At 61.0% G+C, this 26,423-nt stretch carries 11 protein-coding genes; 5 read left to right on the top strand and 6 right to left on the bottom strand.

Annotated elements, in window-relative coordinates; translation table 11 throughout:
• Positions 1-2 precede the first annotated feature (2 nt).
• The 4 genes from ACK8OE_RS16060 to pelA form a co-directional block, all read right to left on the bottom strand.
• Positions 3-1,373 (bottom strand): oligogalacturonate lyase family protein, encoded by a 1,371-nt coding sequence (locus ACK8OE_RS16060; RefSeq protein ID WP_410273379.1) that lies wholly within the window; start codon positions 1,371-1,373, stop codon positions 3-5.
• Between the two features lie 10 nt (positions 1,374-1,383).
• Complete coding sequence (locus tag ACK8OE_RS16055) at positions 1,384-3,633, bottom strand: glycoside hydrolase family 88 protein (RefSeq protein ID WP_410273378.1); 2,250 nt, start codon at positions 3,631-3,633, stop codon at positions 1,384-1,386.
• 81 nt (positions 3,634-3,714) lie between these two features.
• Positions 3,715-6,999 carry a TonB-dependent receptor gene (locus tag ACK8OE_RS16050; protein ID WP_410273377.1) on the bottom strand — a complete coding sequence of 1,095 codons (3,285 nt, stop codon included), beginning with the start codon at positions 6,997-6,999 and terminating at the stop codon, positions 3,715-3,717.
• A 128-nt stretch (positions 7,000-7,127) separates the two neighbouring features.
• Positions 7,128-8,441 (bottom strand): pectate lyase, encoded by a 1,314-nt coding sequence (gene pelA / locus ACK8OE_RS16045; RefSeq protein WP_410273376.1) that lies wholly within the window; start codon positions 8,439-8,441, stop codon positions 7,128-7,130.
• A gap of 377 nt (positions 8,442-8,818) precedes the next feature.
• On the opposite strand from pelA, the gene ACK8OE_RS16040 reads away from it, so the two are divergent.
• Both ACK8OE_RS16040 and ACK8OE_RS16035 read left to right on the top strand, forming a co-directional pair.
• Positions 8,819-11,092, top strand: coding sequence for a hypothetical protein (locus tag ACK8OE_RS16040; RefSeq protein WP_410273375.1), 2,274 nt, complete (start codon positions 8,819-8,821; stop codon positions 11,090-11,092).
• Positions 11,093-11,149: 57 nt separating this feature from the next.
• Positions 11,150-12,277 carry a hypothetical protein gene (locus ACK8OE_RS16035; protein ID WP_410273374.1) on the top strand — a complete coding sequence of 376 codons (1,128 nt, stop codon included), beginning with the start codon at positions 11,150-11,152 and terminating at the stop codon, positions 12,275-12,277.
• A 36-nt stretch (positions 12,278-12,313) separates the two neighbouring features.
• Here ACK8OE_RS16035 and ACK8OE_RS16030 read toward each other — a convergent pair whose 3' ends face one another.
• Both ACK8OE_RS16030 and ACK8OE_RS16025 read right to left on the bottom strand, forming a co-directional pair.
• Complete coding sequence (locus ACK8OE_RS16030) at positions 12,314-12,787, bottom strand: VOC family protein (protein ID WP_410273373.1); 474 nt, start codon at positions 12,785-12,787, stop codon at positions 12,314-12,316.
• A 730-nt stretch (positions 12,788-13,517) separates the two neighbouring features.
• Positions 13,518-16,883, bottom strand: coding sequence for a DUF4450 domain-containing protein (locus ACK8OE_RS16025; protein WP_410273372.1), 3,366 nt, complete (start codon positions 16,881-16,883; stop codon positions 13,518-13,520).
• A 940-nt stretch (positions 16,884-17,823) separates the two neighbouring features.
• Here ACK8OE_RS16025 and ACK8OE_RS16020 point away from each other — a divergent pair.
• Genes ACK8OE_RS16020 through ACK8OE_RS16010 form a run of 3 tightly spaced genes read left to right on the top strand, consistent with a single transcriptional unit; the run spans position 17,824 to position 26,330 of the window.
• On the top strand, positions 17,824-20,376 hold the full coding sequence (locus tag ACK8OE_RS16020) for a GH92 family glycosyl hydrolase (RefSeq protein WP_410273371.1): 2,553 nt from the start codon (positions 17,824-17,826) through the stop codon (positions 20,374-20,376).
• A gap of 45 nt (positions 20,377-20,421) precedes the next feature.
• Entirely contained in the window at positions 20,422-23,553 is a 3,132-nt protein-coding gene (locus ACK8OE_RS16015) for a glycoside hydrolase family 2 TIM barrel-domain containing protein (protein ID WP_410273370.1), read from the top strand.
• A gap of 14 nt (positions 23,554-23,567) precedes the next feature.
• Positions 23,568-26,330 carry a glycosyl hydrolase 115 family protein gene (locus ACK8OE_RS16010; RefSeq protein ID WP_410273369.1) on the top strand — a complete coding sequence of 921 codons (2,763 nt, stop codon included), beginning with the start codon at positions 23,568-23,570 and terminating at the stop codon, positions 26,328-26,330.
• Positions 26,331-26,423: the final 93 nt, after the last annotated feature.

Below are 26,423 nucleotides of genomic sequence, written 5' to 3'. Positions count from 1 at the left end.
GATCAGCCGGTCACCCCCGGCCGGGCATCGACCGCATAGACGTGGTTGGCCCCGTGCATGTTGGAAACGAAGACCAGCCATTGGCCATCCGGCGTAAAGCGCAGATTGGGCTCAAGCCGGTAGTCGTGCGCCCCCATATCGACCAGCCGCGTCGCCTTGAACTTTTCAATGGTGATCAGGCTCTCATCGTAGGAGGGCAGGTCGGCATCAACGATGGTTTCGGCCTCCAGCAGCGAAATCCATTTGCCGTCGGGCGCGTGCGCCACCATGTCGGCGTCGCCGCCGTCCGAGGCAAAGGTTTTATTATCTGGCGCAATGTTGAAGTGCACCCCCCAGTCGTTGGCCTCCAGCCGCTTCCACACGCGCTTGCCGGTGCCGAGTTCAAGGCCCGCCACCCAGAAGACCTGACCACGCGGGGTTTGCAGGTCGTACCACAGCCATTTGCCATCGTGGCTGAAGAATTCGTGGCCCCAGATCTCCATATTCATGCTGCGGGTGTGTACGCTTCGCAGCCCCGTGCCGTCGGATTTGATCAGTTTAATCCGATCCACCCGGTGCCACGGCCCTTCCATGCAGAAGCGGATCAGGGTCGGGTCGGTCGGTGAAAACTGCGCGTGGCCGATCCACTCCTCGGTTTTGAACAGGACGCGGCGTGCCTGGGTTTTCAGGTCAATGGTGAACAGTTCCGCCGGGACGCGCGCGGCCCAGCGTTCCAGCATCCGCACGCCCTTGGCCTTGGCGAAGTTGAGCGGCTTGCCGTCCGGTCCCAGCGCCGCATATTCGGCCTGACCGAACTTTTCCAGCGAGCCCTTGTCCTTGGGCTGCAAGGGCTTGGCGCCATAGGCGACCTGCCCCAGCAGCAGGGTGTCATCAGCATTGGAGCCGGTGATGCGCCCGGCCGGAATGCGCGTCAGCTTGCGCACCTTTTTGGTGTCCACATGGATGGCGTATAGCGTCTTGGGACGGTCTTCGGCCTCGCCTTCACCTGCGTCGGTGACGGCATAGACGGCTTCGCGCGTGGTGCGCATCATGAACAGAAGATCGTTGTCCTTGCCCTTGACGAGCAGGCTGGTCTTCCAGTCGCTCAAACGCACGGCCACAATGCCCGACGGCGACTTGATCACCATAACATCGCCATGCGGCGTATAGGCCGGGCGATAGAAGTAAAGCACGCCGGAGCCGTCCTCATCGGAAATCCGTATCACGCGACGACCGGTCTTTGGATCGGTAAAGGCGCGCGGAGCCTGGCCGGGCGGTGCCGTTGCGGGCACTGCGGGGGCTTGCGCCTGCGCGGCCTGCCCCATGATCAGAGGCAGTAGGGCCGAGGCCCCCCACAGGCCCTTCAACGCGGTACGACGGGTCGAATCCGACATGGGGTACTCCTTACTTTACAGGTTTAAAGCTGAAGGTCTGCGTTTTGACGAAAGCGTCCCACGCCTCGCGCGACTTGAAATCAAGCCCGCCGTCCCAGGCTGATCCCATATAGTAGGTGAAGGGCTGGCTCGGCGTGACGCGCACCAGAATCAGATAGTTTTCAGCGTCTTCGGTAAAGCCTTCGACCATGGCTGGATCGACGGCGATGGTGATGCCGATATGGCCGTGATCCCCGACATCCGGCTCCCAGAAGCTTAAAATGCCCGCCTTGGCGTCCTTCGTCACCACGCCCGATCCGCCGTCGCTCTTGCGTTTGTTGATGCCGATGCCGACGATCAGCGGCTCTTGGGTGTCCGAGCGCAGGATCGAGGTCATGCGCGTGAAGTTCGACCCCAGCGGCAGCGAGAAGGTGCGCGTCTCCCACACCTTGCGCACAACATCGACGGGCCAGGGACGGTAATCGACGCTGAACTTCGCCTCATCGCCGCCGGTCTTGTCGATGCGGTAGGTTGAGAAGTTGCGCGAGGTCCACAGCTTTTTGTCGTACCAAATGCCAAGCCCGCCCGCGCCGCGTCCGCGTCCGACGTCGTAATAGTCGAGCCCTTCACCGCGGTCGGTGTGGTAGTTGGGGAATTTCAACTGCCGGTCCATATAGGGGTAGCGCACGCGCTTAGCCCACACGTCGATGCCGGAGCCGGACGGGGCTTCGCGCACTTCCAGCGCCGGGCCATAGATGCGGTGCGCCACGCGGTCGTTTTCCCACAGGAGGTCATCCAGACGATCCGGCGCAAAGCGGGCGACGGCGCGCGGCGTCTGATCAGCGGGCGGCGTCAGCTTTTCGATGGGGGCCGGGCGTTTCAGCGTTGCCGGATCGTACGCGAGGGCGCGCGTCGCCTTCATTTCGGCTTCGCGGCGCGCCTTTTCGGCGTCCCCGACCACGGTCACCGGCGCGATCGGCTGCGGCGTGGTGGCAAGGATGGCGTCGTCGCTATCGCGGGGCCGGGGCGCTTCGGGCAGGCTCTGCACCGGTTCATTGAGGTCCATCATCTCGATCCCGGCCAGCAGATAGGCCCCGGTGGCGTAGGGGCCGACATCGGTGGGTTTGGTCGGCACCGGGCGGTCGCCGGTCTTTTGTGCCGCGCCGATCAGGCCATTGGGCAGGACGTGGCGATTGAGCGCCGCCCAGCCCTTCGTCACCGCCGGCTGATAGGTGGCGCGCTCCAGCAGGCCATGATTGATCCCCCAGGCCAGCGCATAGACGAAGAAGGCCGAGCCGGAGGTTTCGGCTTCGGGATAGCCCTTTGGGTCATTGAGGTCGCTGCGCCACAGGCCGTCAGCCTGCTGCAATTCGATCAGGCGGCTGGCCATCTTCTTGAAGATATCGACATAGAAGCCGCGGCCTTCAAAGTCGGCGGGCATGGCGTCCAGCACGCGCACGAGGCCCCCCATCACCCAGCCATTGCCACGCGCCCAGTAGATCGGCTTGCCGTCGGTGCCCAGATGGCTCTGGTCCTTGAAACGCTCATCGCGCAGGAAGAGGCGGTCCTGTTCGACCCACAGACGCGCCGCCGTGCGCCGCCATTCTTTGTCCATGGCCCTGAGGTATTTCGGGTCGCCGGTCAGGGCCGATTGTCGCGCCAGCACCGGCGGGGCCATGAACAGGGCGTCGCTCCACCACCAGATCAGGGCCTCGGTCTCCTGCGGACGGTTGAGGTGCGGCACCATGTAATCGAGGCGCTGTTGCAAGGGCATCAGCACGCCCGGTTGGCCCCGTCGCGCATAGAGTTCCTGATAGAGGTCGCCGATGGCCAGTTCGTCGGCATTGAGCATCAGGCGCTCGGCCCGCGCGCCGCGAAACGCGTAATGATAATGCTCCGCCGTGGCGGTCAGAAAGCGCAGGGTGTCGGGATTGTCGCTGATCCGCGCCAGCCGCGCTGCGCCGACATAGAAGGTGGCGGCCACCCAGTTGGAGGAAATTTCAGAGAGGTTGGAGCCGGTCGAAAGCTGGATCGGACGGCGGCTCATATCGGCGATTTGTGACGCGGCGACATATTCCAGCACGGGCAGCACCGCCTGACGGTTCGGCACGCGGTCGGGGGCAAAGGTCGTGTTCGGGCGCGGCGGCGGGGTCAGCCAGCGCGCTTCGATCCCCGCCACGGGGGTTGTCTGCGGCGCATCGGCGGCCCCAACGGATGAGGCCATAAGGGCGCTCATGACCAGCGACAGGGTGGCGTGTTTCAGGCGCGGGTGCGAGGTCATGGGAAACGTCCTTAAAAAGGTCCGGCCCCGGTGAAAGGGGCCGGACTCAGTTACGGGCAAAGTTACGCGTACTGAAAGGGTTTAGAAGGTGGTGATGATGCCGAAGTAATAGCGGCGACCATAGTAGAGGGTATCGAAGACATAGGGCGTACCGCCACCGACATTGCGGTATTCCTCTGGTGCATAGCGGGTCACCGTGTCATCGAGCAGGTTCTTGCCTTCGGCAAACAGCTCCAGCTTCTTGTTGACCTTATAAGAGACACGCGCATCCAGCGACTTCGAGCCGTTCTTGTAGATGGGTGTTACGGTCTTGAAATAGCTGGTCGCACTGCCAAAGGGCTCCAGATTAATGCCAAGCGCTTGCTGGGTCGCTGCGTTGGGCACGCGGTTGGCGCTTTCGCTGGCGTCCATGCGGTCATAGTAGAAGTCGCGTTTCTGATAGGCGACGCGAGCATTGAGGCGACCATCGTCATACCAGAGATTGACGTTGTAATAGTAGTCGGACTGACCACGCGGCGGCAGCGCCTTGCCCGTTATCGGATCAACGGCCGTATTCGCCGCGTTCGATTCGGTCTTGGAGTAGTTGAAGCCCGCGCCCGTATATCTCAGATACCACGGCAGGTAGGTGAAGGCGGTCTTCGCCGACACTTCAAAGCCGGTTTGCTTCAGACCGCCAGGCCCGTCTTCGAAGGTGTCGGCGATATATTTGGTGCCCTCGAGTTCATATTCCGGCAGGGTAACGTTTTCGGGACGCTGGGTCTTCACGTCGATGCTGTAGGAGGCCAGCGACACCTGCGTGTCCTTGTTGGGATACCATTCGAGCGATAGGTTGGAGGTTGTGGCCTCATAGCCTTTCAGTTCCGGGTTACCGATACGGCCAGAACACCGGGTAGCGGTTGACGCAGTGGGATCTTCGGTGTCCGGATCACCGTCATCGAAATAGCCCGGATTGTTGGCGTAGAAGTCGAGCAGGGCCTGATCCAGCTTATAGCAGTTAGCTGCACTGGTCCCGGTTAGCTGCGTCATGCTGGGGCGTGCGCGTTGCTTGGCGATCGAGTAACGCACCACCACCTGATCTTCGATCGGCCAGATGGCGAGGTTGAAACTCGGCAGGAAGTCTTCTGACTGACGATCAACCTGAGTGACCCGGCGCGATACAAAAACGTCGGTATAGGGGGCCGGGTTGAGGGCTGACACCTTGGTGGTATCGAGTGCACGGTTATAGAAGTTGACCGAGGGCGCGGCGTGTACCTCGATACGCTGATAGCGGAGGCCGAGATTTCCCGTGACATCCATACCGAACAGGCGGGTCTCAAAATCGCCCATCAGGTAGGCCGAGGTGGTGCTTTCTTCGGTCGAATAGCTGGGACGGGTGTAGGTTTTGCCGTCGGAGGCAATACACTCGTAGAGGCAGTTCAGATTGTGGTGGCTGAGGTCGGCATATTGACCCAGCGTGCTGAAGAAGCTGTCGAAATCAAACGCTGTCCACGAATTGATCAGCGCACCGCGGTCCGGCATGCCTTCAAAATAGTTGGCGCCCGGCATCTTGATGATGCTGTTTTGCAGCAGTTCCCGATACTGGGCCGGTGTCAACATATGCTCCTTTTCCAGACGGTCTGTGCTGGTCGCGCTGGTCACGAGGGTACGTGAGCCGTACTGACAATTGGCGCCGCTGACGCTGGGGTCGCACAGACGGATATAGTCGAGGCTGCGGGCCCGTGACAGAGTGACGCCCGGCGCGATGTTAAAGCCGCCTTCGCGCCAGGTCTTGTTTTCACGTGCCGTGTGCGACAGGCCGAACTTGACGGTCTTCAGGGGGCCGAAATGGTCGAAGAAGCGGGTGACATCCAACTGAACGTTCAGTTCGTTATTCTTGTCGGCCTGCGGCGTGTATTCCAGACGCGCGGTCGTCGTCGGGTTCTGGAAGACGCCGGGACGTGGCGTGGCCCCGGCATTGTCCGGTGAGGTCGGATAGTAGACCGCCGGGCTGGTCAGATCGACATTAGGCACCTCAAACGTCCAAAGACCGTTTTCCGGGATCATGTAAAAACGCGCCGAAGGGATGGAGGCGATGATCTTGAACGCATCATCTTCGCGCTCACCCTTGGCTGAGCCGTACTGGATACGGCCTTTGGCGATCCACTGATCCTTTTTGTAGTCGAGCCCGATCTGGGTGTAGTGCTGCTCATTGGTCCGCTGGATATCGCGGATCTGGCTGTCATAGTTCAGCGTGGTGACGCCATTGCCCCGGATCAGATCGTACTGGGTGATGTAGTGGTTCGCATTCACCACCACATTGCGCATATTGGTGCTCAGCACGCCAGCGGTTGAGGTTGAACCGCTTGGGGCGATGATTTGCAGATTATAGGCCTGAAAATCCTGTTTGCGGATATTGGGGTTGTAGGAGATGAAGCCGGTCAGACTGTCGCTGAAGCGATAGTCGGCGCGCAACTGGAACGAGGTGCGCGTGTCGCGGCGATTTTCGCGACGCATGCGCGGCAGCGACGGCGCATAGTCTTCCCATTGCGCATAGCAGTTCAGGCGGCTGTTGATGCCGGAGGTGGGCAGGGCCGCGCAACCGGCCTTGGTGGTAACGGCGGCGGCCACCTTGTCATAGGGGGTGGTAAAGGTTTTTTCCGGCGAATTGTCGTGGTCGCCAAAGGGCTGATAGCCAACCTGTTTGTCCGACACGCTGTTGAAGTCGGTTGAGGTGCGCCCGTCGTCATAGGTGAAGTTGAACAGGACACCCAGACGGTTATCGAGGAATTTGCGCGTCAGGATGAGGTTGGCGCGCGGCGACCAGTTGCCGTCCAACGTGTTGCGCTGGTATTGCAAATTGAACTTGTACAGCGGTTTGGCGAAGTCGAGACCGCCGCGCTGTTCGATCTTCACCGTACCGCCGACGCCACCGGGGCGCATATCGGCAGTCTGCCCCTTGATCACGTCCACGCTCTTGATCAGGTCAGACGACATGTCGTTGAGCGCCGTCACCGAGCGGCCGTTTTGCGAGTCGGTAGGCAACATTGACATGCCATCGACTTCGATGCGGATCAGATCGTCGGTTTGGCCGCGAATGGTGAAGCCGCCTTGATCGCCGGAGTCGGTGATATTGAGCGCCACACCGGCGATACGGGCGATGGCTTCGCCGACATTCTTGTCCGGGAAGTTGCCCACGTCATCGGCGACGATGGAATCCTGCGCCGTGGCGGCTTTTTTCTTGCGATTGATGGCCGACTGCTCGGCGCGGCGCGCACCCACGACGATCACTTCCTGAACGTCGTCGGCATTGGCCGCCGGTTGTGCGGGTGTGTTCTGAGCCAGTGCGACGCTGGCCGTACTGAGCGCCAGCAGAGAGGCGCTGAACATAAGTGCGGTGCTCTAAAGTTTCATGGTCTTAATCCCTTCCCATTTGTGGTGTCCCCGGATTGGCTTCCGGGTGGTGTGATTGGTTTTGTGAGCTGCGGTTACCGGTGTCATCCGGACGCTGCAAAAGGTTATTTCGGGTATTTTTTCACCCAGTCGGCATAGGCATCTATGGCCTTTTTCGGCCCTGACCCGTACCAGGAATAGCCATTGCGGCGGCCTTTGGAGATGTTATTGACATCGTCCTGAATCGACTTGTCCCAGTCGCCGAAGATCGGCTTGCCGGTCTGGATGTCATAGTTGCGCGACCAGATCGGACCGGCCCCTGGCTTGTCGATCAGCTTGCGGCCTTCCTCTTTGCTGACCTCGGTAAAGGCCTTGTCATAGATGGCATGAGCTTTCAGCCATTCGACGCCCGCATGGATGGCGGCGCGCACCTCTGCCGACGGTTTGGGCTGGCGCATCAGGAACAGCAGTACATCCGTGCTTTCAGCGCTGGCCAGAGAGCGCATCTCGTAATTGCGCGCCGAAATCGGGGCGAGCGTCAGGGCATCGACCTGTTGCGGCCAAACGGTCTTCTTACCGTTCACCACGATCTGAGCGTCGAGAATGGGGCGCAAGGCGCGCGCACTGGCTTCACCGGCCTTGCGGCGCAGATCGGCAGGCACGAAGGCGAAATCCGGCTTGCCTTCGGCAATGTCGGTCAGAAGCAGGGCCGCTTGCGCCACCGCATCGTCATTGAAGGTGATGCCGTCGTGGAAACCGCCTTCCAGCGGATAGTTCTGCGGCCAGCCGCCATTGGGGTACTGCGCCATCAGCAGGTAGTGAATGCCCTTGAGGATGCTGGCGCGATAGGCGTCGCCCTCCTGGCCGGGGGCTTGCGCCTGCACGCGGCCTAAAAAGCGCATCTCGGTCCACGTCGCGCCATTGTCCAGCGTGCCGACAAAGGTCCAGAAGCGGTCGTGCGGGGCATCAAAACTGCCCGTATTCAGCTCCATCGTCTCGGCATTATTGCCAAAGCGCTGACCGCGCAGTCGTGGCGGCTTGGTGCGGTCCTGATTTTTGCTCCAGCCGCCCGACGGGGTCTGAAAGCTGACAATCGTGTCGGCCATGGCGCGCGCTTCGGGTGTGGCGTACCAGGCGGCGTCCTTATTGAGCGCCATCTTGCCGCTGCCGGCCACAGGTGGCGGGGGCGAGGTTTCGCCCGGCTGAAGCTCAGCGGCCAGAGTCGCCTTATCGAAGGCCATCTGCTTTTGCGAGCGCGCAATATAGTCGGCCCAGGCAGCGCGCTGCGCGGCGGGCAGCTCGGCCAGACGGTTCAGGCTTACCTCAGGTGCCGGCGTATTGGTGCCGGTCACCGCAGCCCCGACCATCTGCGGCCCGGCGGCAATAGACACGGCAAGGCTCGTGGCGGAAATCAGGCCCACCCATCTCGCTGATGGCATTTTCGTCCCTTTTATCGGAATGTATTTTTTAAAATAGATACTCGAAGCGTGAGGGGGTGTAAACGAAAATGCTCAATTTCGACACATTTTTTGAAATCTCTTTCTCTTGCGAAATATTGCAACGCAACAGGGCAATTGCATGAAAAAAAGTGTGGCTTTCAAGTCATTTTTTGATTGAATGTGCGTGATTGTGAAGAAATGGCCGCGGTTCATACGATTGCTATCGTGGGATGGCGGTATTATGAAAAGGGGAAAATATCACGCCGGACACATTTGCCGCCCCTCCCCGACGCGGATAAAGCCGCTCTCTGGTGATACAAGATTACAAATAAAGAGACTGCGGATATCGCCGCTTACCCCTTACAGGAAGACCGCCCATGCCGATTTCGCTTTCCCGTCGTCATCTGCTGCTCACGGCGGCGGCCACGGGTGCCTCGTTCGCCGTGCCCGCCGCGTCGGCTGAGACGATGCCCATTGACCGTGAGGCGCTGGTCCGCCGTCACAATCCGACCCTGACCACGGTCGATCCGCACGCGCCGCTGATGTTGGGGAACGGCAATATCGGTTTTACGGCGGATATTACCGGGCTTCAGACCTTTACCGAGCCCTATTCGAAAATCGCGCCGCTTCTGACCGAGGCGCAATGGGCCTGGCACAGCTTCCCCAATCCGCAGGGCTATACCGTCCGCGATACGCAGATCGAGATCGACGTGCGCGGGCAAAAGCGCCGCTATGGCTATATTAAAGACTGGGCCGAGGCCGCGAAGAACTCGGCGGTGGCGTGGATTCGTGAAAACCCGCATCGCTTCTCGCTGGGACGGCTGTCGCTGGACCTGCGGGCGAAGGACGGGACGTCCGCGCGCTTTGCCGACATCAAGGACACGCGGCAGACACTCGACCTGTGGAACGGCACGCTGACCAGCCGCTTTGTCTATGAGGACGAGGCCGTGACGGTCGTGACCCGCGTCCTGCCCGACAGCGACACGATCATGGCTGAGGTCACCTCAGCTCTGGTGGCGCAGGGCCGTCTGGGCGTCGCCGTGCGTTTTCCCGGCGTGTCGAAGACGCTCAATCCTGACCCGTCGGACTGGACCAATCCGTCCGCCCACACCACGACTGAGGTGTCTCGCAAGGCCGGTGAAGTGCGCCTGAAACGCCAGATCGACGCGACCACCTATCACGCCGCCATCGTCGCACCGGGGAGCGCTATCGAGGCCCGCGCGCCGCACAGCTATCGGGTCAGCGCGACAACCCCGACCCTGAGCGTCATGGCGTCCTTTTCGCCTGATCCCATCGCGGCCCTGCCACAGCCCGCTGCGGCCAAGGCGGCGACCGAAACGCACTGGATCAACTACTGGTCAAAGGGCGGCATGGTTGATTTCAGTGGTTCGAGCGACCCACGCGCGCCGGAGCTGGAACGCCGGGTCATCCTGTCGCAATATCTGATGGCGGTGAATGCGGCCGGGGCCTTCCCGCCGCAGGAGGAGGGGCTGTTCTCCAATAGCTGGAACGGCAAGTCGCACCTTGAAATGCACCCCTGGCATTCGGCGCACTTCGCCCTGTGGGGCCGACCGCACCTGCTGGAAAAGAGCCTTGGCTGGTATGTGGCCTTCCTGCCCAGGGCGAAGGCGCGCGCCGCCGAACAGGGCTTAAAAGGCGCGTGGTGGCCCAAGATGATCGGACCGGATGGCGTCGATAGCCCGTCCAAGGTCTCACCCTTCATCATGTGGCAGCAGCCGCACCCCATCTATATGTGCGAACTTTTGTATCGCGCAGGCGACAGCGGACGCATCCTCAAAACCTATGGCGAACTGGTCGAGCAGAGCGCCGACCTGCTGGCCTCTTTCCCCTATCTCGATGAACAGACGGGCACGTACCGGCTGGGGCCGCCGATCATCCCGGTGCAGGAGAATTTCGATCCGCTGACCACCTATGATCCGGCCTTTGAGGTGGCCTATTATCGCTGGGGCATCGAGACGGCGCAGGCGTGGCGCGAGCGAACGGGCAAGGGCCGCCGCCCCGACTGGGACGTGGTGCTGGCCAAATGGCCAGACCTGCCGCACAAGGACGGCCTCTATCTGCCCGTGCGTTCTGAACCAGATTTCTGGGACAAGGCGGCGGGGGCGTGCAGATCAAATGCCTTAAATGAGACGTGCCAGAACCGCGACCATCCGTCCTTTCTGATGCCGCTGGGTTGGCTTCCGGGCCGGGATGTCGATAAACCCACTATGCGTCGCACGCTGGACCGCATGAAACGCGACTGGGATTTGCGCCAGACCTGGGGCTGGGACTACGCGATGATCGCTATGACCGCCGCGCGGCTGAATGCGCCGGATGAGGCGATTGACTGGCTGTTTTTCGAGGCCAAAAACAACCATTATGGCCAAAGCGGTATGACGCCGCGCGTGCATCTTGATGCCCACGCCGCAGCCTTTGTCCCGACGGCGACCGGGGCGGGCGTGCAAGCGGACACAGGGCCCGACGGACCGGGTTATCAGCGCGCGGCGGAGACCTATTTCCCCTCGAACGGCAGCCTGTTGCTGGCCGTCGCCCTGATGGCCGGCGGCTGGGACGGGCAGGGCGGGGCGGCCCCCGGCTTCCCCGGAAACGGCTGGCGCGTGCGGGCTGAAGGTCTGCGGCCGTCGTTGTAACGGACCTGTAGCCAGAGTTAGCCATTCGTGGCTATAAGTGGCTACAGGAGGTTGAACATGGCAAAATCGGAATGGCATTTCCCGAGACGGGCCTTTGCCGAGCAGGTCTATAGCCTGCTGATCGACAGCCCGGCTTCCGCACTCAGTCTGTTCGGCCCGCGCCGCACCGGCAAGACCGAGTTTCTGCGCGAAGACCTGGCGCCTTTGGCCGAGGCGCGCAAACACCGCGTAGTATATGTCAGTCTGTGGCAGACGGTCGAAGCCCCGATCGCCAGCCTGCTCTACGCCTTTGACGCGGCCCTGCGCGGTGGGCGGCTGAGCGACCGGTTAGGGACGGCGATGCGCGACCTCTCACCGACACTCAAACTCTCTGCGCCCGGCGGCACGGAGGTCGAGGTCGATCTGGGGAGCCTGCGCGGCAAACCGCAGGACGATCACTTGCTGCTGCTCGATCAGTATTGTGAGCGGCTGGCGGATGACAAACACCCGACGCTTTTGCTGTTCGACGAATTTCAGGAGGTGGCGCGCAGCCCGCACACCGCCCCCATCGTTGCGGCCCTACGCACCAGTCTTGACCGCCGGCGCTCAGGGCTGGTCTCGGTCTTCACCGGCTCGTCGCAGGAGGGGTTGCGCAACGTGTTCAATGCCCGCGAAGCGCCCTTTTACCGCTTCGCCACCCAGATGACCCTGCCGGTACTGGATGACGGCTTTGTCGATCATCAACTGGCGGTGTTTCGGGCCAAGGCACGCCGCCGCATCGAACGGAGCGATGCGCTGCGGGTATTTGAGCGCATTGAGCACAACCCTTTGTTTTTTCAGCAATGGCTGATCGCGCTGATGGCGCACGATCGCCTGACGCCCGACACGGCCATGACGCATGTGCTCGATGAGCTGGGGGCACAGTTCGGATTTGACCGTCTGTGGAGCGGCCTTAGCCCGCTTCAGCGCGCCACCTTGCGGCTGCTGGCCGAGCATATAGAACAGCCCTATGCCGAAAGCTCGACCGCGCGTCTGGCGGCCCTGACGGGAGGGGGGGGTCCGACCATTGACCGCGTGCAGACGGCGCTGCGTCGCCTGTCGCGGCTCGGGGTGGCTGAAAAGGTAGAGCGCGCCTGGCGGCTTAACGACCCTCTGCTGGAAGTGTGGGTGCGTGGTCGCCCGGAGACGGATTTCAGCGCCGGTTAGCCATCTATAGCCATTAATGGCTATAGATGGCTAGGTTCACCCTTTCGCCGCCGCTTCGATGGCCGCCACGTCGATCTTGCCCATGGTCATCATGGCTTGAAAGACGCGCTCAGCTACCTCGCCGCCTTGCTTCATGGCGTCGCTTAAGGCGCGCGGCGTGATCTGCCACGACAGGCCCCAGCGGTCCTTGCACCAGCCACACGCGCTCTCTTTGCCGCCATTCCCAACGATGGCGTCCCAATACCGGTCGGTTTCGGCCTGATCTTCGGTGGCAATCTGGGACGAAAAGGCTTCGGTTTGCCGGAAGGCGTCGCCACCATTGAGCCCCAGACAGGGAATGCCGCACACAGTGAATTCGACGGTCAGCACCTGACCCGCCTTGCCGCCCGGAAAGTCGGTCGGGGCCTTATGCACGGCGGTCACCGCGCTGTCCGGGAAGACGCTGGCGTAAAAGCGCGCCGCCTCTTCGGCCTCGCGCGCGTACCACAGGCAAACAGTGTTCTTGGGCATGATAATCCTCCGTTGTGTTGTGTCTTTGCAGTGGGCGTAACGGCCTTGGCACAGCGGAAGGGGGTGTCGGGCGTTCGTTTCGCTTCGCCCAAACTGTCGGTTGAATCTTACTCCCCAAAGCGCTTGGTGTCTATATGATCTGCCGTACGGCCCGTGCGGCACAGCCAGATTACAAACCCAAAGCCTGAGCCAATCTGGACACAGAGGGCCATTTACAGGGATGTTTTCACTCGCAAAATCAACTTTCAGCGAAATTCGCGATTGAAATTTACAAATTGTAGTACTATTGCCATTATTAAACCAAATTGAAATAATAATCGCTGGACAAGGCGCACATGTCAGGGAGATGATGGTCACAGGTTTGGCCGTTTGACCCTGACCTGTCTGAGGCTCTGATCCCTTTCGGCCGATCCCACGCGGAATGGCCCCATAGCTCCGACGCCCTTAAGGCCTGCTACGGTCCGGGGCGTAAGCGAGTACGTGAGTGTGTGTTTGATCACGTAGTTTACCCGGTTCCCGGTCTTGAGACTTCATAAGACGGGGTTCGGTTTTATTTCTCTCTCAGATCTTACCCACTGTCGCGCGACAGTGGGTTCTTTTTTTTTTGAGCGTTGTGCGGAAAGTGTGAGCGGTTTTCCGCAAAAACATCGCGACAAAACAAAAATTTAGAGCGAAATGGCGTTTCCACCTAAAGTCATTTCGCTCTAGTGCGATGGGGCGGTGCCAGCGGTCAGCGCTCCAGACTGACGCCCATCAGGCCAATCACCACCTCATTGGCCACGGCGCGCACGGTGAGGCTGTGCAGCGTCTTGTTGGGATTGAGGTCGAGGCTGAGCACGCTGCCCGCGCCACCGTCAATTTTTTCACGGCTCGCGCGACCTTTCCAGTCGGGGCCCGGCGTCCACACCTTGCCCGTCTTGAGGTCCACGCGCACCGGGACTTCGCCGCACAGACGGAACTGATAGTCGTCGATGAAATAGTCGCGCTCGATCGGCCACCAGTTTTCCGGGTTGCGTAGGGTCAGCACCTGCGTCGTGCCGTCCGTATAGGTGACGACGACCTCGCCATTGGTCAGGCGGCTTTGCATGTGGTTGGTTGAACCGGCCATCAGCAGGAAGGCGCGCTTCGCCTGTCCGCGTAAAGGCACGCTCACCTCGTCCGGATAATTGTCCCACAGCGACGCGAAAGCGATATTGTTGCCATCGGCAGGCGTGCGGAAGCGCAGACCATTGACGGTCGTGACCTCTCCCCCCGCCTGACGCAAGGCAACATCGTCAATAGTGGCCGTGGCATTGACGTGCCCGGCCCACGCGCCAATCCCCTGAGCCGGCATGGCCAGCGACACAAAGGGCGAGCGCGGTGAGCGGTATTTTCCCGGCTGGAAGATGTTCGTCACCTTGTCATTGAAGGCGGCGCTGATATCCACCGGCTCGGCGCGCACGGTTTGCGCCCCCGTCGCCCATGCGGGCGCGGTGACGGGACAGGATGCAAAGTCCGGTGTCCGGGCCTTGGGGGCCAGCCAGCTAAATTGTCCCTGCGACATCGCCGTAAAGGCCGGATCGGCCTCCGGCACCTTATTCGCTTTGGCCGAGTCTATGGCCTGACCGGCCCAGACGATGCGTACCTCAGTGCGCCCCCTCAGCAGCGTCTCTAGGCGCAGTTTGGGCGCGCCGACGCCCTCCGGGGCGTCCCATCTGACGGCCTTGCCATTGACGGTCAGGCGGGCCACGCGGTCGCGGCGCACGGGCAGGTCCAACACGGCGCGGTCAAAGCGCTGATCCGACGGGGTGACGGTCCAGATATCGGTCTGACCCTCGCGCCGATAAGCAAGGCTCAGGTTCGGATGGATAAGCCGCGCATGGTCCCATTCCGGCGGCAGACCGGGGCTGAGCGTCAGGGTGCGGCTGAGCGCATCCGGGCGCACGCCAAACAGGCCTTCGACCACGGTACGCGCCATGACGCCCGTGCCATCGGCAAAGTCGCGTTGCGACTCGCGGCGATAGACGTCGAGATAGTTCATGCTGCCGACATTGCCGGGCGCGATGCCCATATAGAAGCTGGCGAGCACGCTGCCGCGCGTGATCTCATAGGCGCTGTCCGGCCGCCCGGCCTGCCACAGGGCCAGCGCCGTGTGCAGGTTTTCGCCCATCACCACATTATTGATCGACCAGCTATAGGGCATCCAGTCAGACGAAGGCAGCATCCGATAGGGCCGGTCATTGGGCACGCCTTCACCGGTCACGGGCAGGGGACGCAGGCGGCGTTCGAGGTCGGTCGCCATGCGTGCCGCCTGACGTGCATCGGGCGCGCCGGAATCGATGCTGTGATAGAAGCTCCACAGGCCGTAGCTGGGGTGGAGCAACTGCTTGCCCAGATAGTCGCGGAACTCGCCATAGGCCCCGCGATCCTCCATCCATAGATATGTCTGCATCCCGCGTTCGATCAGAGCGGCCTCGGTCTGATACGGCGTCGGGTCCTTGCCGATCAGGGTGGCGAGGCGCGCCATCATGCGGTTGTGGTAGAGGTTATAGGCCGTCGTATAGGCGACGCCGCCGCCGGAATATTGCATATCGTCCGACGCCCAGATGGCGGCATAGGCCTCATAGAGGGGCAGCTTGTCCGGGCCGTATTCGCGACGGAACAGGCGCTTTTCCCACGCCATATGCCGCTCGATCACCGGCCAGACGCGCCTAGCGTATTCGAGATCACCCGTCCACAGCAGGTGACGGAACATCGCGTCAAAGAAGCCGATATTCATGTCGTAGTGGGTGTTGGACAGGTCACCATTGGTATGCATCCCATCCGGATTGCGTGCCAGATTGGTCTTCTCTTCGGGCGGGGCAACGAAATCGGGAATGGGCTTGGTGTTCTGCTTGCGCGTCCAGCCGTTGAAATTCTGCCGCGCGCGGTCGTGCCAGCCCAGCGCGTCCAGCGCATAGGGCCCGCGCCAGCCCAGAAGCCGTGCCCGCCAGGCGATGGCCCCGTGCATGACGCCGCCGCCGTCGCGCTCATCCCACTGGCCGTCCGAGGCAATATTGAGCGCGCCCATGGCCGCATCGAGATAGGGGTCGGGGGTTTCGGTGCGCACGCGAGTGCGTATTTGCGCGAAATGGCGACGGGCGTCCTCAAAACGCGCCGACAGCTCCGACGCCGCATAGGCGGCGGAGGTCGAGAGGGTTTCGGACCGGGAGCCTGTATTGCCCGCCGTCACATCGCGATAGGTGCCAAGCTCCTCCGCCGCGCCGCGCCGCGTGACCTGTATAGCCAGATAGACCGGACCGGTGCCCAGCGTCACATGGCCGGTGACCACCTGTATGGCCGCACGATCGGAGGCCAGAAGCTGTGCCGCATCGCTCCATTGTGTGGCATCGGACAGTTTCAGCGCGGCGGGGACGGAGACCGTGCCGGTCAGACCTGCCGTGCGGCTGTCGGCATGGAAGACCTGCGCATCCGTCTTGTAGCGTGTGCCGTCGGCATAGTCGGGCTTGAACTGGAAATACTGGCTGATCGGCACTTTTTCGGTGCCGATATCACCGTCGCGATTGCCGCGCTGACCATTACCTGCCCCATAGGCGAAGACCAGTTCCGTGCCCTTGGGCAGGTCAGAGCCGCTGGCGCGCAGCAACAGGCCTTCGCTGGCGTGGTCGGCTATGACTTCGATGACCAGTTGGCCCGTCGCACCGATCAGCGGATCGCGGATGGTGTAGAGCATCTCGCCGGGGCGATAGCGGCTCTCGGTGTTTTGCGCGTCATTGATCCACTTGATACCCGCAGCGGTGCGCAGCCCCAGGCGCAGATTGCCACCACGGCCGGGCAGGTAGAGCGAAAATTCCGGCCGGTCGCCCGCATCGACGCGAAAGGCCGTGTGCCCGCCGTAGAGCGCGCGGTTGAAATATTCCGCGCCATTGCGGATGACGAAATCGCCCTTGTCCGGTTGGTAACGCAGCGGCGTTGACATCTGCCCTTCGATATTGGGACGCAGGCCGCCCGTGGCCGCCGGGGCCTGAGCGCGGGCCTGAGAATAGGAAAGGGGGCTGATCAGTGCCGAAGACAACAGCAACAGGCAGGCGAGGGCGGTCGGTCGCAGACGAGGCATGAAAGCTCCTGATGGCGTGTCCCTGTGTGTCATTTTTGTAGGGTTGTATTTTAAATATAGAGACGATTAATCACCTTCAAGCCATATTCGTCAGGATCGAGCATAAACCGTTTTACAAATCAAAAAAAGAGCCCCCCCTTTTCAGGAGGGGCTTAAATGGGGTGTTCCGCATCAGGGAGTGAGAGATCGGAACACGTTTCTGCCTCCGGCCACGCTGTATGACGTTTGGGAGGCGAAATCAAAGCTCTCATATAGGGACAATATTACACATATAGAAACGGTGCAAGCCGGTTTGACACCCTATGACCCTTTGAGAGCGCCCAAAAGGCTTTGATGGACTTTTTAGGGAATGAGGCTTTCAAGTTAGGTCATACCAAATTCAGCTGTATCGGATCGAAATTTGGCAACCATTGTGCAGTGCAAAAACGCTTAAATTTCCAACTCTATACAAAAATATGTTTAAAAACAAATTATTAATTTTGAATTCTCGACACCGGAGTCTTATTGTCAAGCGCATTAAATTGGTTTACCTTTAAATCAAAAGAACGATGAAGACTCTTGTGGGGTTAGAAACTTAGCAAAGGTCTGGCCAATTTGGCTGTCCGATATGACGGGCGCGCCTTAAGAGAATTAGGCTTCAGATGACAACCTGAGGCCTTGAGATTTCCTCCGGGGTTTCGGGGGTGTGCGCATTGGGTTGCTTTAGTGGCATTTCGCGACCCGATAGCTGAGTAAGCGTAACGGCGGGACTCCTCCCTTCGGTCTCGCTGCACTCATCCTGACTGAGCGGACCAGCGAAGCGTAGCTGGTCCGTCTTTTTCGTGAGTTCAGGCCTGAGACGGCGAAAGCTCAAAAAGGTTGACACATAATAACGGCGCGATTGCCCCGGTCTCGATAATCGGATCGACCGAAGTTCGCGGAAACAACAGGACGAGGCAAAATGACAGTGACTTTGCGCATCACCTTGCTGGCAGGGGTGCTTGTCTGTGCACCGCTTCAGGTGTTTGCGGACTCGAATCTGTATAAGTTGCCCGATCTGCGTATCGGTCTTGGCAATGACAATGAGGGCGACACCATCCCCGGCCCGGCGCGTCCGAATGGCTCCATCCACCCGTCGCCGGAAACGCTCAATCCCAATAATTCCGGCTATAATCCGGCCGAAAAGATCAGCGGCTTTGGGCAATTGCACACGCAGGGCTCAGGCGGCGTTACGACCTACGGCACGTTTTTGCTGTCACCGCAGGTAGGGGCGCCTCTGTTCAATGAGCCGGACCATCTGTCGGACAAGGCCAATGTTGAGATGGCGGCGGATTATTACGCGGTCGATCTGACACGATATAAGACACGCGTGGAAATTACCCCCGCCCACTATTCAGCCCTCTACCGTCTGACCTATCCGCAAACCGATGAGGCGCAACTCGTCATCGATGTGACGCGCAAGGTCGGCGGACTGGTCGCCTCCGAAGCGGCCGAGGTGAAGTACTATCCAGAAAGCGGCAAGATTGTCGGGCATGTGAAGGCCAAGGGCTATTGGAATCCGGCACTGATCGACATCTGGTTCGTCGCCAAGCTGAGCCAGTCACCCACCCGCTGGGGCATTTTCGACAAAGCGACAGCGAAACCGGGTGCGAACGAAGGCCGGACCGGGCCCGATGAGCGGCTGGGGGCGTGGCTGACCTTCAAAGGCGACCCGTCAAAGCCGGTTCTGGTCAAGCTGGCTGTTTCCTTCACCAGCGCGGAGACCGCCGAGGCGCTTCTTGATCAGGAGATTCCGGGTTGGGACTTCGATGCTGTGCGGCAACAAACGCAGGTGGCGTGGAATGCGCAACTGTCCAAGATCGAAGTCTCAGGCCTGACCGAGGCCCAGACGCGGCGCTTTTATACCGCCCTTTATCACGCCTCCATTCAGCCGCGCGACCGCTCGCTGGATCAGCCCAGGGCCCAGCTCACTCGGCCCAACTGGGACGATCATTATACGCTGTGGGACACCTATCGCACCCTGTTCCCGCTGATGTCTCTGATTTCGCCTACGGATTACACCGCCAACCTCAACAGCCTGATCCACACGTTTGACAAGTTCGGCGCGGCGGATACGGCCATCATCGGCGGCCAGAACTACCATGTGGGGCAAGGGGGCGATGAGGTGGACAATGTGCTGGGCGAGGCGCTGATCCGCGGCGCGGACGGCGTGGACTGGTCGCAGGCCTGGCGCGTCACGCATTTCAATGCTTTTGAGCGTCGCCGTCCGCGCTATCTCACCGATGGTTATTTCGGGGTGGGCGATCTCAGCCCCGAACCGAACAATCAGCGCGCCAAGTCCGGTTCATCAACGCTGGGCTTTGCGCTGAACGACTTCTACGCGGCGCAGATGGCGCAAAAGACCGGCCACACGGAAGAAGCGCAGACGCTCCTCAAGCGCTCAGCCAACTGGAAAAAAATCTGGAACCCGGCCACGCAGAGCGACGGGTTCAGTGGCTTCCTGATGCCGCGCTATCCGAACGGCAGGTTTCAGGACATTGACCCCAAGCTGGGCTGGGACGGTAAGGTTCACAACAATGTCGGCTATTATGAAGGCACGGCGTGGATCTATTCTTACGGTGTGTTGCATGATCTCGATGGCTTGATCGAGGCGATAGGCGGCCGCGTGCGCTTTAACGAGCGCCTGCAATATGCCCTGAGCGCGCATCTGATCGATATTACCAATGAGCCGTCCTTTTCGACGCCGTGGCTGTTCCATGCTATCGGGCGTGCCGATCAGTCGTCCTACTGGGCGCGTGATACGTTCAAATATTTCACGGATACGGCCTATCCCGGTGATGAAGACGCCGGCGCGATGAGTTCCAACTACGTCTTCAACCGTCTGGGTCTGTTTCCAAAGCTGACAACCGACCGCTACTATCTGCACGGGCCGCGTCATGCGCGCAGCGTCCTGCATCTTGAGAATGGCAGGACCTTCGAGATCACTGCCGCCAATGCCGGGGCGGACCGGCCCTATATCGCCGCCGTGACGCTGAATGGACAGCCGCTTGAGACGCCCTATGTGACTCAGGCGCAAATCCGCGGTGGCGGGCAGCTCGCCTTCACCATGAGCGACACAGCCGGTCAGTGGGTCTATGACGGGGCGGTCGTGGGGGTTAAGGCCTCGGTGCCTGCGCTTGCGGATGGCAAGACCTCGACGACCTGGACCGCAGGGCCGGGAGACAGCGCCTCGTTTGAGCGATCCGAACCGGTTTGCCTCAAAGCTTACAGCGTTAGCGTTGGCGCAGAGGGGCCGATGCCTTCGGCGTGGCGACTGGAGGGCTGGGATGGGAAGCGCTGGCGCGAACTGGACCGCCGTAAGGGGGAGGTCTTTGACCGTCCGCACATGACGCGTGTGTTTGACCTCAAAACCGCTGCCTATGCCCGCTACCGGCTACACATGGCTGGTAAGGCCAAGGCACAGGTGGCCGAGGTCGAGTTCATCGCGGGGCCACCCCAAACCTGCGTTCAGTAATTGGCTTTCAGGCGTCTTACCGGCGTCTCAACCACGGGAAACACCATGTCTTATCGTCCTTACGCGCTGGCCTCGGTTCTCACCGGGCTGGCGATGCTTGCGCCTGTGCCATCGTTTGCACAAACGCCCCCACCGCAGGGGGCGGCGGAGTGGGAGCAGGCTGAGGTGGTGGCGGTGAACCGCGAGCCGATGAAGGCGACCTTCTTCAATTTCGAGAGCCGTGATCTGGCGCTGAAGGGCGACAAGGCCGCCTCAAAGCGCTTCCTGTCGCTGGATGGCACCTGGGATTTCAAATTCTCCAAAGGCGTCGATAATCGCCCCAAGGACTTCTATAAGACCGGCGCGAACCTCAGCGGCTGGGACAAAATTCAGGTCCCCGGCATGATTCAGGCGCAGGGCGACGGCAAGTTCGGCCTGCCCGAATTCTGGAATATCAAATACCCCTTCCCGGCCAATGAGCCCTTCATCCCGCACGATATGATCGAGGTGGGGTCTTACAAACGCGGTTTCGACGTTTCGGCCGACTGGGCCGGGCAGGACGTGTTTCTGCATATCGGGGCGGCGGGCGCGGCCTATTATATCTGGGTCAATGGCGAGAAGGTCGGCTATTCGGAAGATTCCAAGCTGCCGTCCGAATTCAATGTCACCCAATTCCTCAAGCCCGGTCACAATGAGATCGCGCTGGAAATCTACCGCTACGCCGACGGCTCCTATCTGGAGGATCAGGACTTCTGGCGGCTGTCGGGCATCGAGCGCTCGGTCTATCTCTATGCCGAACCGAAGACGCGCCTGCGTGACTTCACCGTGCGCGCGACGCTGGACAAGACCTATACGGACGGCGTCTTTGCGCTGGAGGCCGAACTGGCGGGTCAGAAGGGTGCGGCCACGGTGACCGCCACCGTCTATGACGGCGAGACGCAGGTGCTGAAAACCTCAGCAAAAGCAAATGTTGGCAAGCCCGCGCAACTGAGCGGCACGCTCAAGGGCGTCAAGGCGTGGACGGCGGAGACGCCCAACCTCTACCGGCTGGTGATCGAGGTCACGGACGCCAAGGGCAATCTGATCTCAGCTACCGCCAAAAAGATCGGTTTCCGCACGGTGGAAATCCGCAATGGCGAGGTGCAGGTCAATGGCAAGCGCATCCTGATCAAGGGCGTCAATCGCCACGAGCACGACCCCAAAACCTACCGCGTCATGACGCCGGAGCTGATGCGCAAGGATGTCGAGCTGATGAAGCAGGCCAACGTCAACGCCCTGCGCACCTCACACTATCCCAATGATCCGTACCTCTACGACCTCGCCGACGAATACGGCCTCTACATCATGGATGAGGCCAATATCGAGAGCCATGAATATATGACGCTGGGCCGCGATACGGGTAATGTCAGCGTGCAACTGGGCTACAAGCCGCACTGGGCCGCCGCGCATCTGGATCGCGTGAGCCGTATGGTCGAACGCGATAAGAACCACCCCTCGATCATCTTCTGGTCACTGGGCAATGAGACGGGGGTTGGCCCCAATTTCGAGGCCGCGGCGAAATGGGTGCGCCAGAACGATCCGACCCGCCTGATCTCCTTCCTCGGCTATAGCGCCCTGACCGAAGAGCACAGGCCCAATGCCTATGTCGATATCTACGCGCCGATGTACGACGATATCGACCGGATGCGCGACTATGCCGAAAACCCGCAATTTACCCAGCCGATGATCCAGACGGAGTACGCCCACGCCATGGGCAACAGTCTGGGTAACTTTGCCGACTACTGGGAAACAATCCGCGCGCACAAAAAGCTTCAGGGGGGCTTTGTCTGGGACTGGGTCGATCAGTACGTCTATGCCAAAGACGCGAAGGGTCGCACCTATTGGGCGTCCGGTTTCGACCTTAACCCCAAGCATGGCGACAACAGCGTCATCGGCGACGGCGTTATTCAGGCCAACCGCACACCCGACCAGGAATATTACGAGTTACGCCACGTTCAGGCCCCGCTGGCCTTTCATCGTGATGCCACCGGCACGATTTCCGTTCAGAATCGTCACGATTTCATAGATTTATCGGGCTATGAGCTGCGTTGGGCGCTGGCCGTGGATGGTCGTGTTCAGGCCAGCGGCACGCTGCCGACGCCCGTGGTCAAGGCCGGTGAAACGAAGCCACTGGCGCTCGACCTGCCTGACCTGCCGGCCGACGATGAAGCCATCCTGAGCCTGCGCGCGGTTTCGCGTGAGGGCGCGATCAAAGGCGTGCCGGGCGGCACCGAGCTGGCCTTCGGCCAGTTTATCCTGCGTCCGGGCACACCCCTCCCGTCATTAACGGCGGGCGGCGTTCAGGTGTCGCGCACGTCTGAGGCCCTGTCGCTCAAGGCCGCCGCCCGTCAGTTGACGGTAGACCTGCGCACGGGCCACATGCGTTACGAACAGGGGGGCCGTCGCCTCCTCAGCGGTGGGACGCCCAACTTCTGGCGCGGCCTGACCGATAATGATGTCGGCATCGGCCTCGCCAAAAGTCACGCCGACTGGAAGCACTATTCTACCACACGGCGGCTGTTGGGTATCGACAGCGGCCCCGACCGCATCAAGGTGCGCTTTGCGCTGGGTGAAGGCGGCGGGCGCTTTGACATCACCTATCAGATGGCCGCCGACGGTCAGGTCGATGTCACCGCTGACTTTGTGCCGTTGAAAGACGATCTGCCGGACCCGCTGCGTGTCGGCCTGCGCTTTGATTTCGATGCGGCGCTGGACGGGCTGAACTGGTACGGACGCGGGCCGTGGGAAAACTATTCTGACCGCAAGACGGGCGCGGCGCTGGGCCTCTATAACGGGTCCGTGCGAGCGCAGTATCACGACTATGCCCGCCCGCAGGAATCGGGCAACAAGACCGATGTGCGCTGGCTGAGCCTGTCTGATGCGACAGGCTTTGGTGTCCGCGTCAGCGGGGCGCAGCCCCTGTCGGTTAATGCCCTGCCATTCCCCTATGAGGACCTCTATATGCGCCCGCAAGGCACGTGGAAGTCCTCTGACATCACGCTCCGTGGTGACGGTTCGCTGCTGGTCGATATCGCTCAGGCGGGTGTGGGCGGCGATACCGGCTGGAACAGTATCGGACGCCCGCTGGTTAAATACCGCATCCCGCTTCAACCGGTCAGCTATCGCTTCCGCCTGACGGCCACCGAAAAGACGAATTAAACAGAGGAAACCCCATGTCACGAGTCTGGCTTTTTTCGACCCTGCTGCTGGCCTGTTCGGGCGCGGCCTCGGCGGCGGACACAACCCTGTTTGACGGTACGCAGCCTCTCAGCATCGTCCACGACAAGAACGCAACCGTCTCTCTGGCGGCGCAGATGCTGTCGGACGATCTCAAGGCCCTGACGGGTCAGACGGCGAAGGTATCGCAACGCCTCTCTGACTGTGCGCAGGTTTGCGTCGTTATCGGCCGCTTTGATGCGCCCGTCGTCGCGCAACTGGCCAAGGCAGCGGGTGTTGATCCGCTGGCGCTGAAAGGTCAGTGGGAACGCTATGGTCGGGTGGCCTTTGCACTTCAGGGCAAGACCTATGTGCTGATCTATGGCTCCGACCGGCGCGGCACCGTCTATGGCGTGACCGACCTGTCGCGTGAGCTGGGCGTGTCGCCCTGGGAATGGTGGGCGGATGTCAAGCCACGCCGCGTTAGCCGCCTTGCTATCGACGGCGCGCCGCGTCTGTCGAAAGCGCCGTCGGTGCAGTATCGCGGCATCTTCCTCAATGACGAAGACTGGGGCCTTGAGCCGTGGGCGGGCAAGACGCTGGAGCCGGAAGTCGGCAATATCGGACCCAAAACCTATAGGCGCGTCTTTGAGCTGATGTGGCGACTGAAGGCCAATACGCTGTGGCCGGCCATGCACATCAACACCGTGCAGTTCTATGGCAATAAGGCCAATCCCAAGCTGGCCGACGACTACGCGATTGTGATGGGCACCTCGCACGCCGAGCCGATGGCGCGCAACAATCTGCGCGAATGGGATGAGGCGCGTAGCGGCCCCTTCAATTTCAAGGTCAACCGCGACAAGATCCTAGACTACTGGCGTACGCGTCTGAAAGAGACGGCCCGCGACGAAAACATCTACACGGTAGGTCTGCGCGGTCTGCACGACGGTCCCATGCAGGGCGCGGATACCCTTGAAGCGCGCAAGGACGTGCTTCAGTCGGTGATCGGCCTGCAACGCGACCTGATCCGCTCGACCTTCGGCAAGGCGCCAGAGACGGTGCCGCAGGCCTATGTCCTCTATCATGAGCTTCAGGAGGCCTATGATGCCGGGCTGAAACTGCCCGACGACGTGACCCTGATGTGGGCAGATGACAATTACGGCTATGTGCGCCGCCTCAGCAATCCGGAGGAGCGCAAGCGTTCCGGCGGGTCCGGCGTCTATTACCACCTGTCCTACTGGGGACGTCCGCACGACTATCTGTGGCTCGGGACGACGCACCCGGCGCTGATCCATGCCGAAATGCAGAAATCCTATGCGCTGGACGCCCGGCGCATCTGGATCGTCAATGTCGGCGACATCAAGCCGATCGAGTATCTGACGGAATATTTCCTCGATCTGGCCTTCGATGCCGACCGCTTTGCCGAGGCCCCGCGCAATCACCTGACGAAATGGGCGGCGGAGCAGTTCGGCCCCGAAAAGGCGGCAGAGATCACCGACCTGATGATGGGTTATTACGACCTCGCCTTTGAGCGGAAGCCCGAATATATGGGCTTTTCCGAAACCGAGCCGGTCACGCCGGTGACGGAGAGCGATTTCGTCCAGCCCGATGGCGAAAAGGCGCAGGCGCGTCTGAAGGCCTATGCCGATCTGGTGGCCCGCGCCGAGGCCGTGGCGAAGACCCTGCCCGCCGATCGTCAGTCGGCCTTTTTCGAGATGATCCTCTATCCGGTGCGCGGTGCGGCCAATCTCAACAGCCGCAAACTGAACCTCGATCTGGCTAATCTCTATGCCCGTCAGGGCCGCGCCAGCGCCAACGCCTATGTGGCGAAAGCCAAGACGGCGCATCAGGCGCTGGTCGCCGATACGGCCACTTATAATGGGCTGGAAAACGGCAAGTGGAACCACATGATGGACATGGCCCCGCGCAAGTTGCCGGTGTTTCTGGAACCCACCTGGCCGCAATGGTCAATATCGCCGGAAAAGGGCTGTGCGGCGGCGGTGTCCGGCGGCTGGTGGAACGACGAAAACGCGCTCACCTTTGTGACGGGTCAGCCGCGCAGTCGCGTCATCGAACTCTTCAGCCGCGATACAGAGGCCCGCGACTGGTCGTTGAAGGTCACGGGTGACAGCCTGAAGGTTTCCGATACGAGCGGGCGTCTGGCGACCGGCAACGGTTTTGAGCAACGCCTGACCGTCAGCTATGAAGGCGGGGCGTCCACCGGGCCCATCGACATCGCCTGTGGCGGCAAGACGGTGCGTGTCTATACCAAGCTGCTCCCCGCCCCGGCCCGTACGCCGTTTATCGAAAACGACCGCCGTGTGATCATTCCGCTGGCCACACTGAGCGGTGACGACTGGGAGCGGCTGGATGGCCTTGGCCATTCCGGTAACAGCCTGCGCTCACGCCTGACCCTGCCCACGCGTGCCACGCCTGCGGGCACGCCACTGACCTATAGCTTCACCACCTATAGCGCCGTGGGTGGCACCTTGAGCGTCGTGGCCCTGCCGGTCCATGCGCTGAACCCGGCCACAGGCCTTAAGGTCGCGGTGCAACTGGATGACGGCCCGGTGCAGGTGATGGATTTCGCGACCGTGGGCCGCAGCGATGTCTGGCGCGGCAATGTCCTGACCAACAAGGCCATTCAGACACAAGGCTTCAAAAAGCTGGAGGCCGGGGTGCATACACTGAAAGTCTGGCCGCTCGATCCCGGCGTGGTGCTCGACTATGCCGAGGTGAAGCTTGATGGGGCCGACAAATTCTATGGTGTTGTGCCGTAAGCGCCCGGGCCTGCCTGGGTAGGCCCGGATTGTCCAAGCCACATCTTTTTCCAACGAAAAGCCCGCCATGAATCAGACCCATATGAAACAATT

The sequence above is a fragment of the Asticcacaulis sp. W401b genome, assembly GCF_046503825.1.
GTDB lineage: Bacteria > Pseudomonadota > Alphaproteobacteria > Caulobacterales > Caulobacteraceae > Asticcacaulis.
The sequence above is the reverse complement of the archived record's forward strand: the minus strand, read 5'-3'. Positions and strand labels throughout refer to the sequence as shown.

Coding starts and splice junctions, on each gene's coding strand:
- ACK8OE_RS16060 (WP_410273379.1), bottom strand. CDS start 1,373: ATGTCGGATTCGACCCGTCGTACCGCGTTGAAGGGCCTGTGGGGGGCC.
- ACK8OE_RS16055 (WP_410273378.1), bottom strand. CDS start 3,633: ATGACCTCGCACCCGCGCCTGAAACACGCCACCCTGTCGCTGGTCATG.
- ACK8OE_RS16050 (WP_410273377.1), bottom strand. CDS start 6,999: ATGTTCAGCGCCTCTCTGCTGGCGCTCAGTACGGCCAGCGTCGCACTG.
- pelA (WP_410273376.1), bottom strand. CDS start 8,441: ATGCCATCAGCGAGATGGGTGGGCCTGATTTCCGCCACGAGCCTTGCC.
- ACK8OE_RS16040 (WP_410273375.1), top strand. CDS start 8,819: ATGCCGATTTCGCTTTCCCGTCGTCATCTGCTGCTCACGGCGGCGGCC.
- ACK8OE_RS16035 (WP_410273374.1), top strand. CDS start 11,150: ATGGCAAAATCGGAATGGCATTTCCCGAGACGGGCCTTTGCCGAGCAG.
- ACK8OE_RS16030 (WP_410273373.1), bottom strand. CDS start 12,787: ATGCCCAAGAACACTGTTTGCCTGTGGTACGCGCGCGAGGCCGAAGAG.
- ACK8OE_RS16025 (WP_410273372.1), bottom strand. CDS start 16,883: ATGCCTCGTCTGCGACCGACCGCCCTCGCCTGCCTGTTGCTGTTGTCT.
- ACK8OE_RS16020 (WP_410273371.1), top strand. CDS start 17,824: ATGACAGTGACTTTGCGCATCACCTTGCTGGCAGGGGTGCTTGTCTGT.
- ACK8OE_RS16015 (WP_410273370.1), top strand. CDS start 20,422: ATGTCTTATCGTCCTTACGCGCTGGCCTCGGTTCTCACCGGGCTGGCG.
- ACK8OE_RS16010 (WP_410273369.1), top strand. CDS start 23,568: ATGTCACGAGTCTGGCTTTTTTCGACCCTGCTGCTGGCCTGTTCGGGC.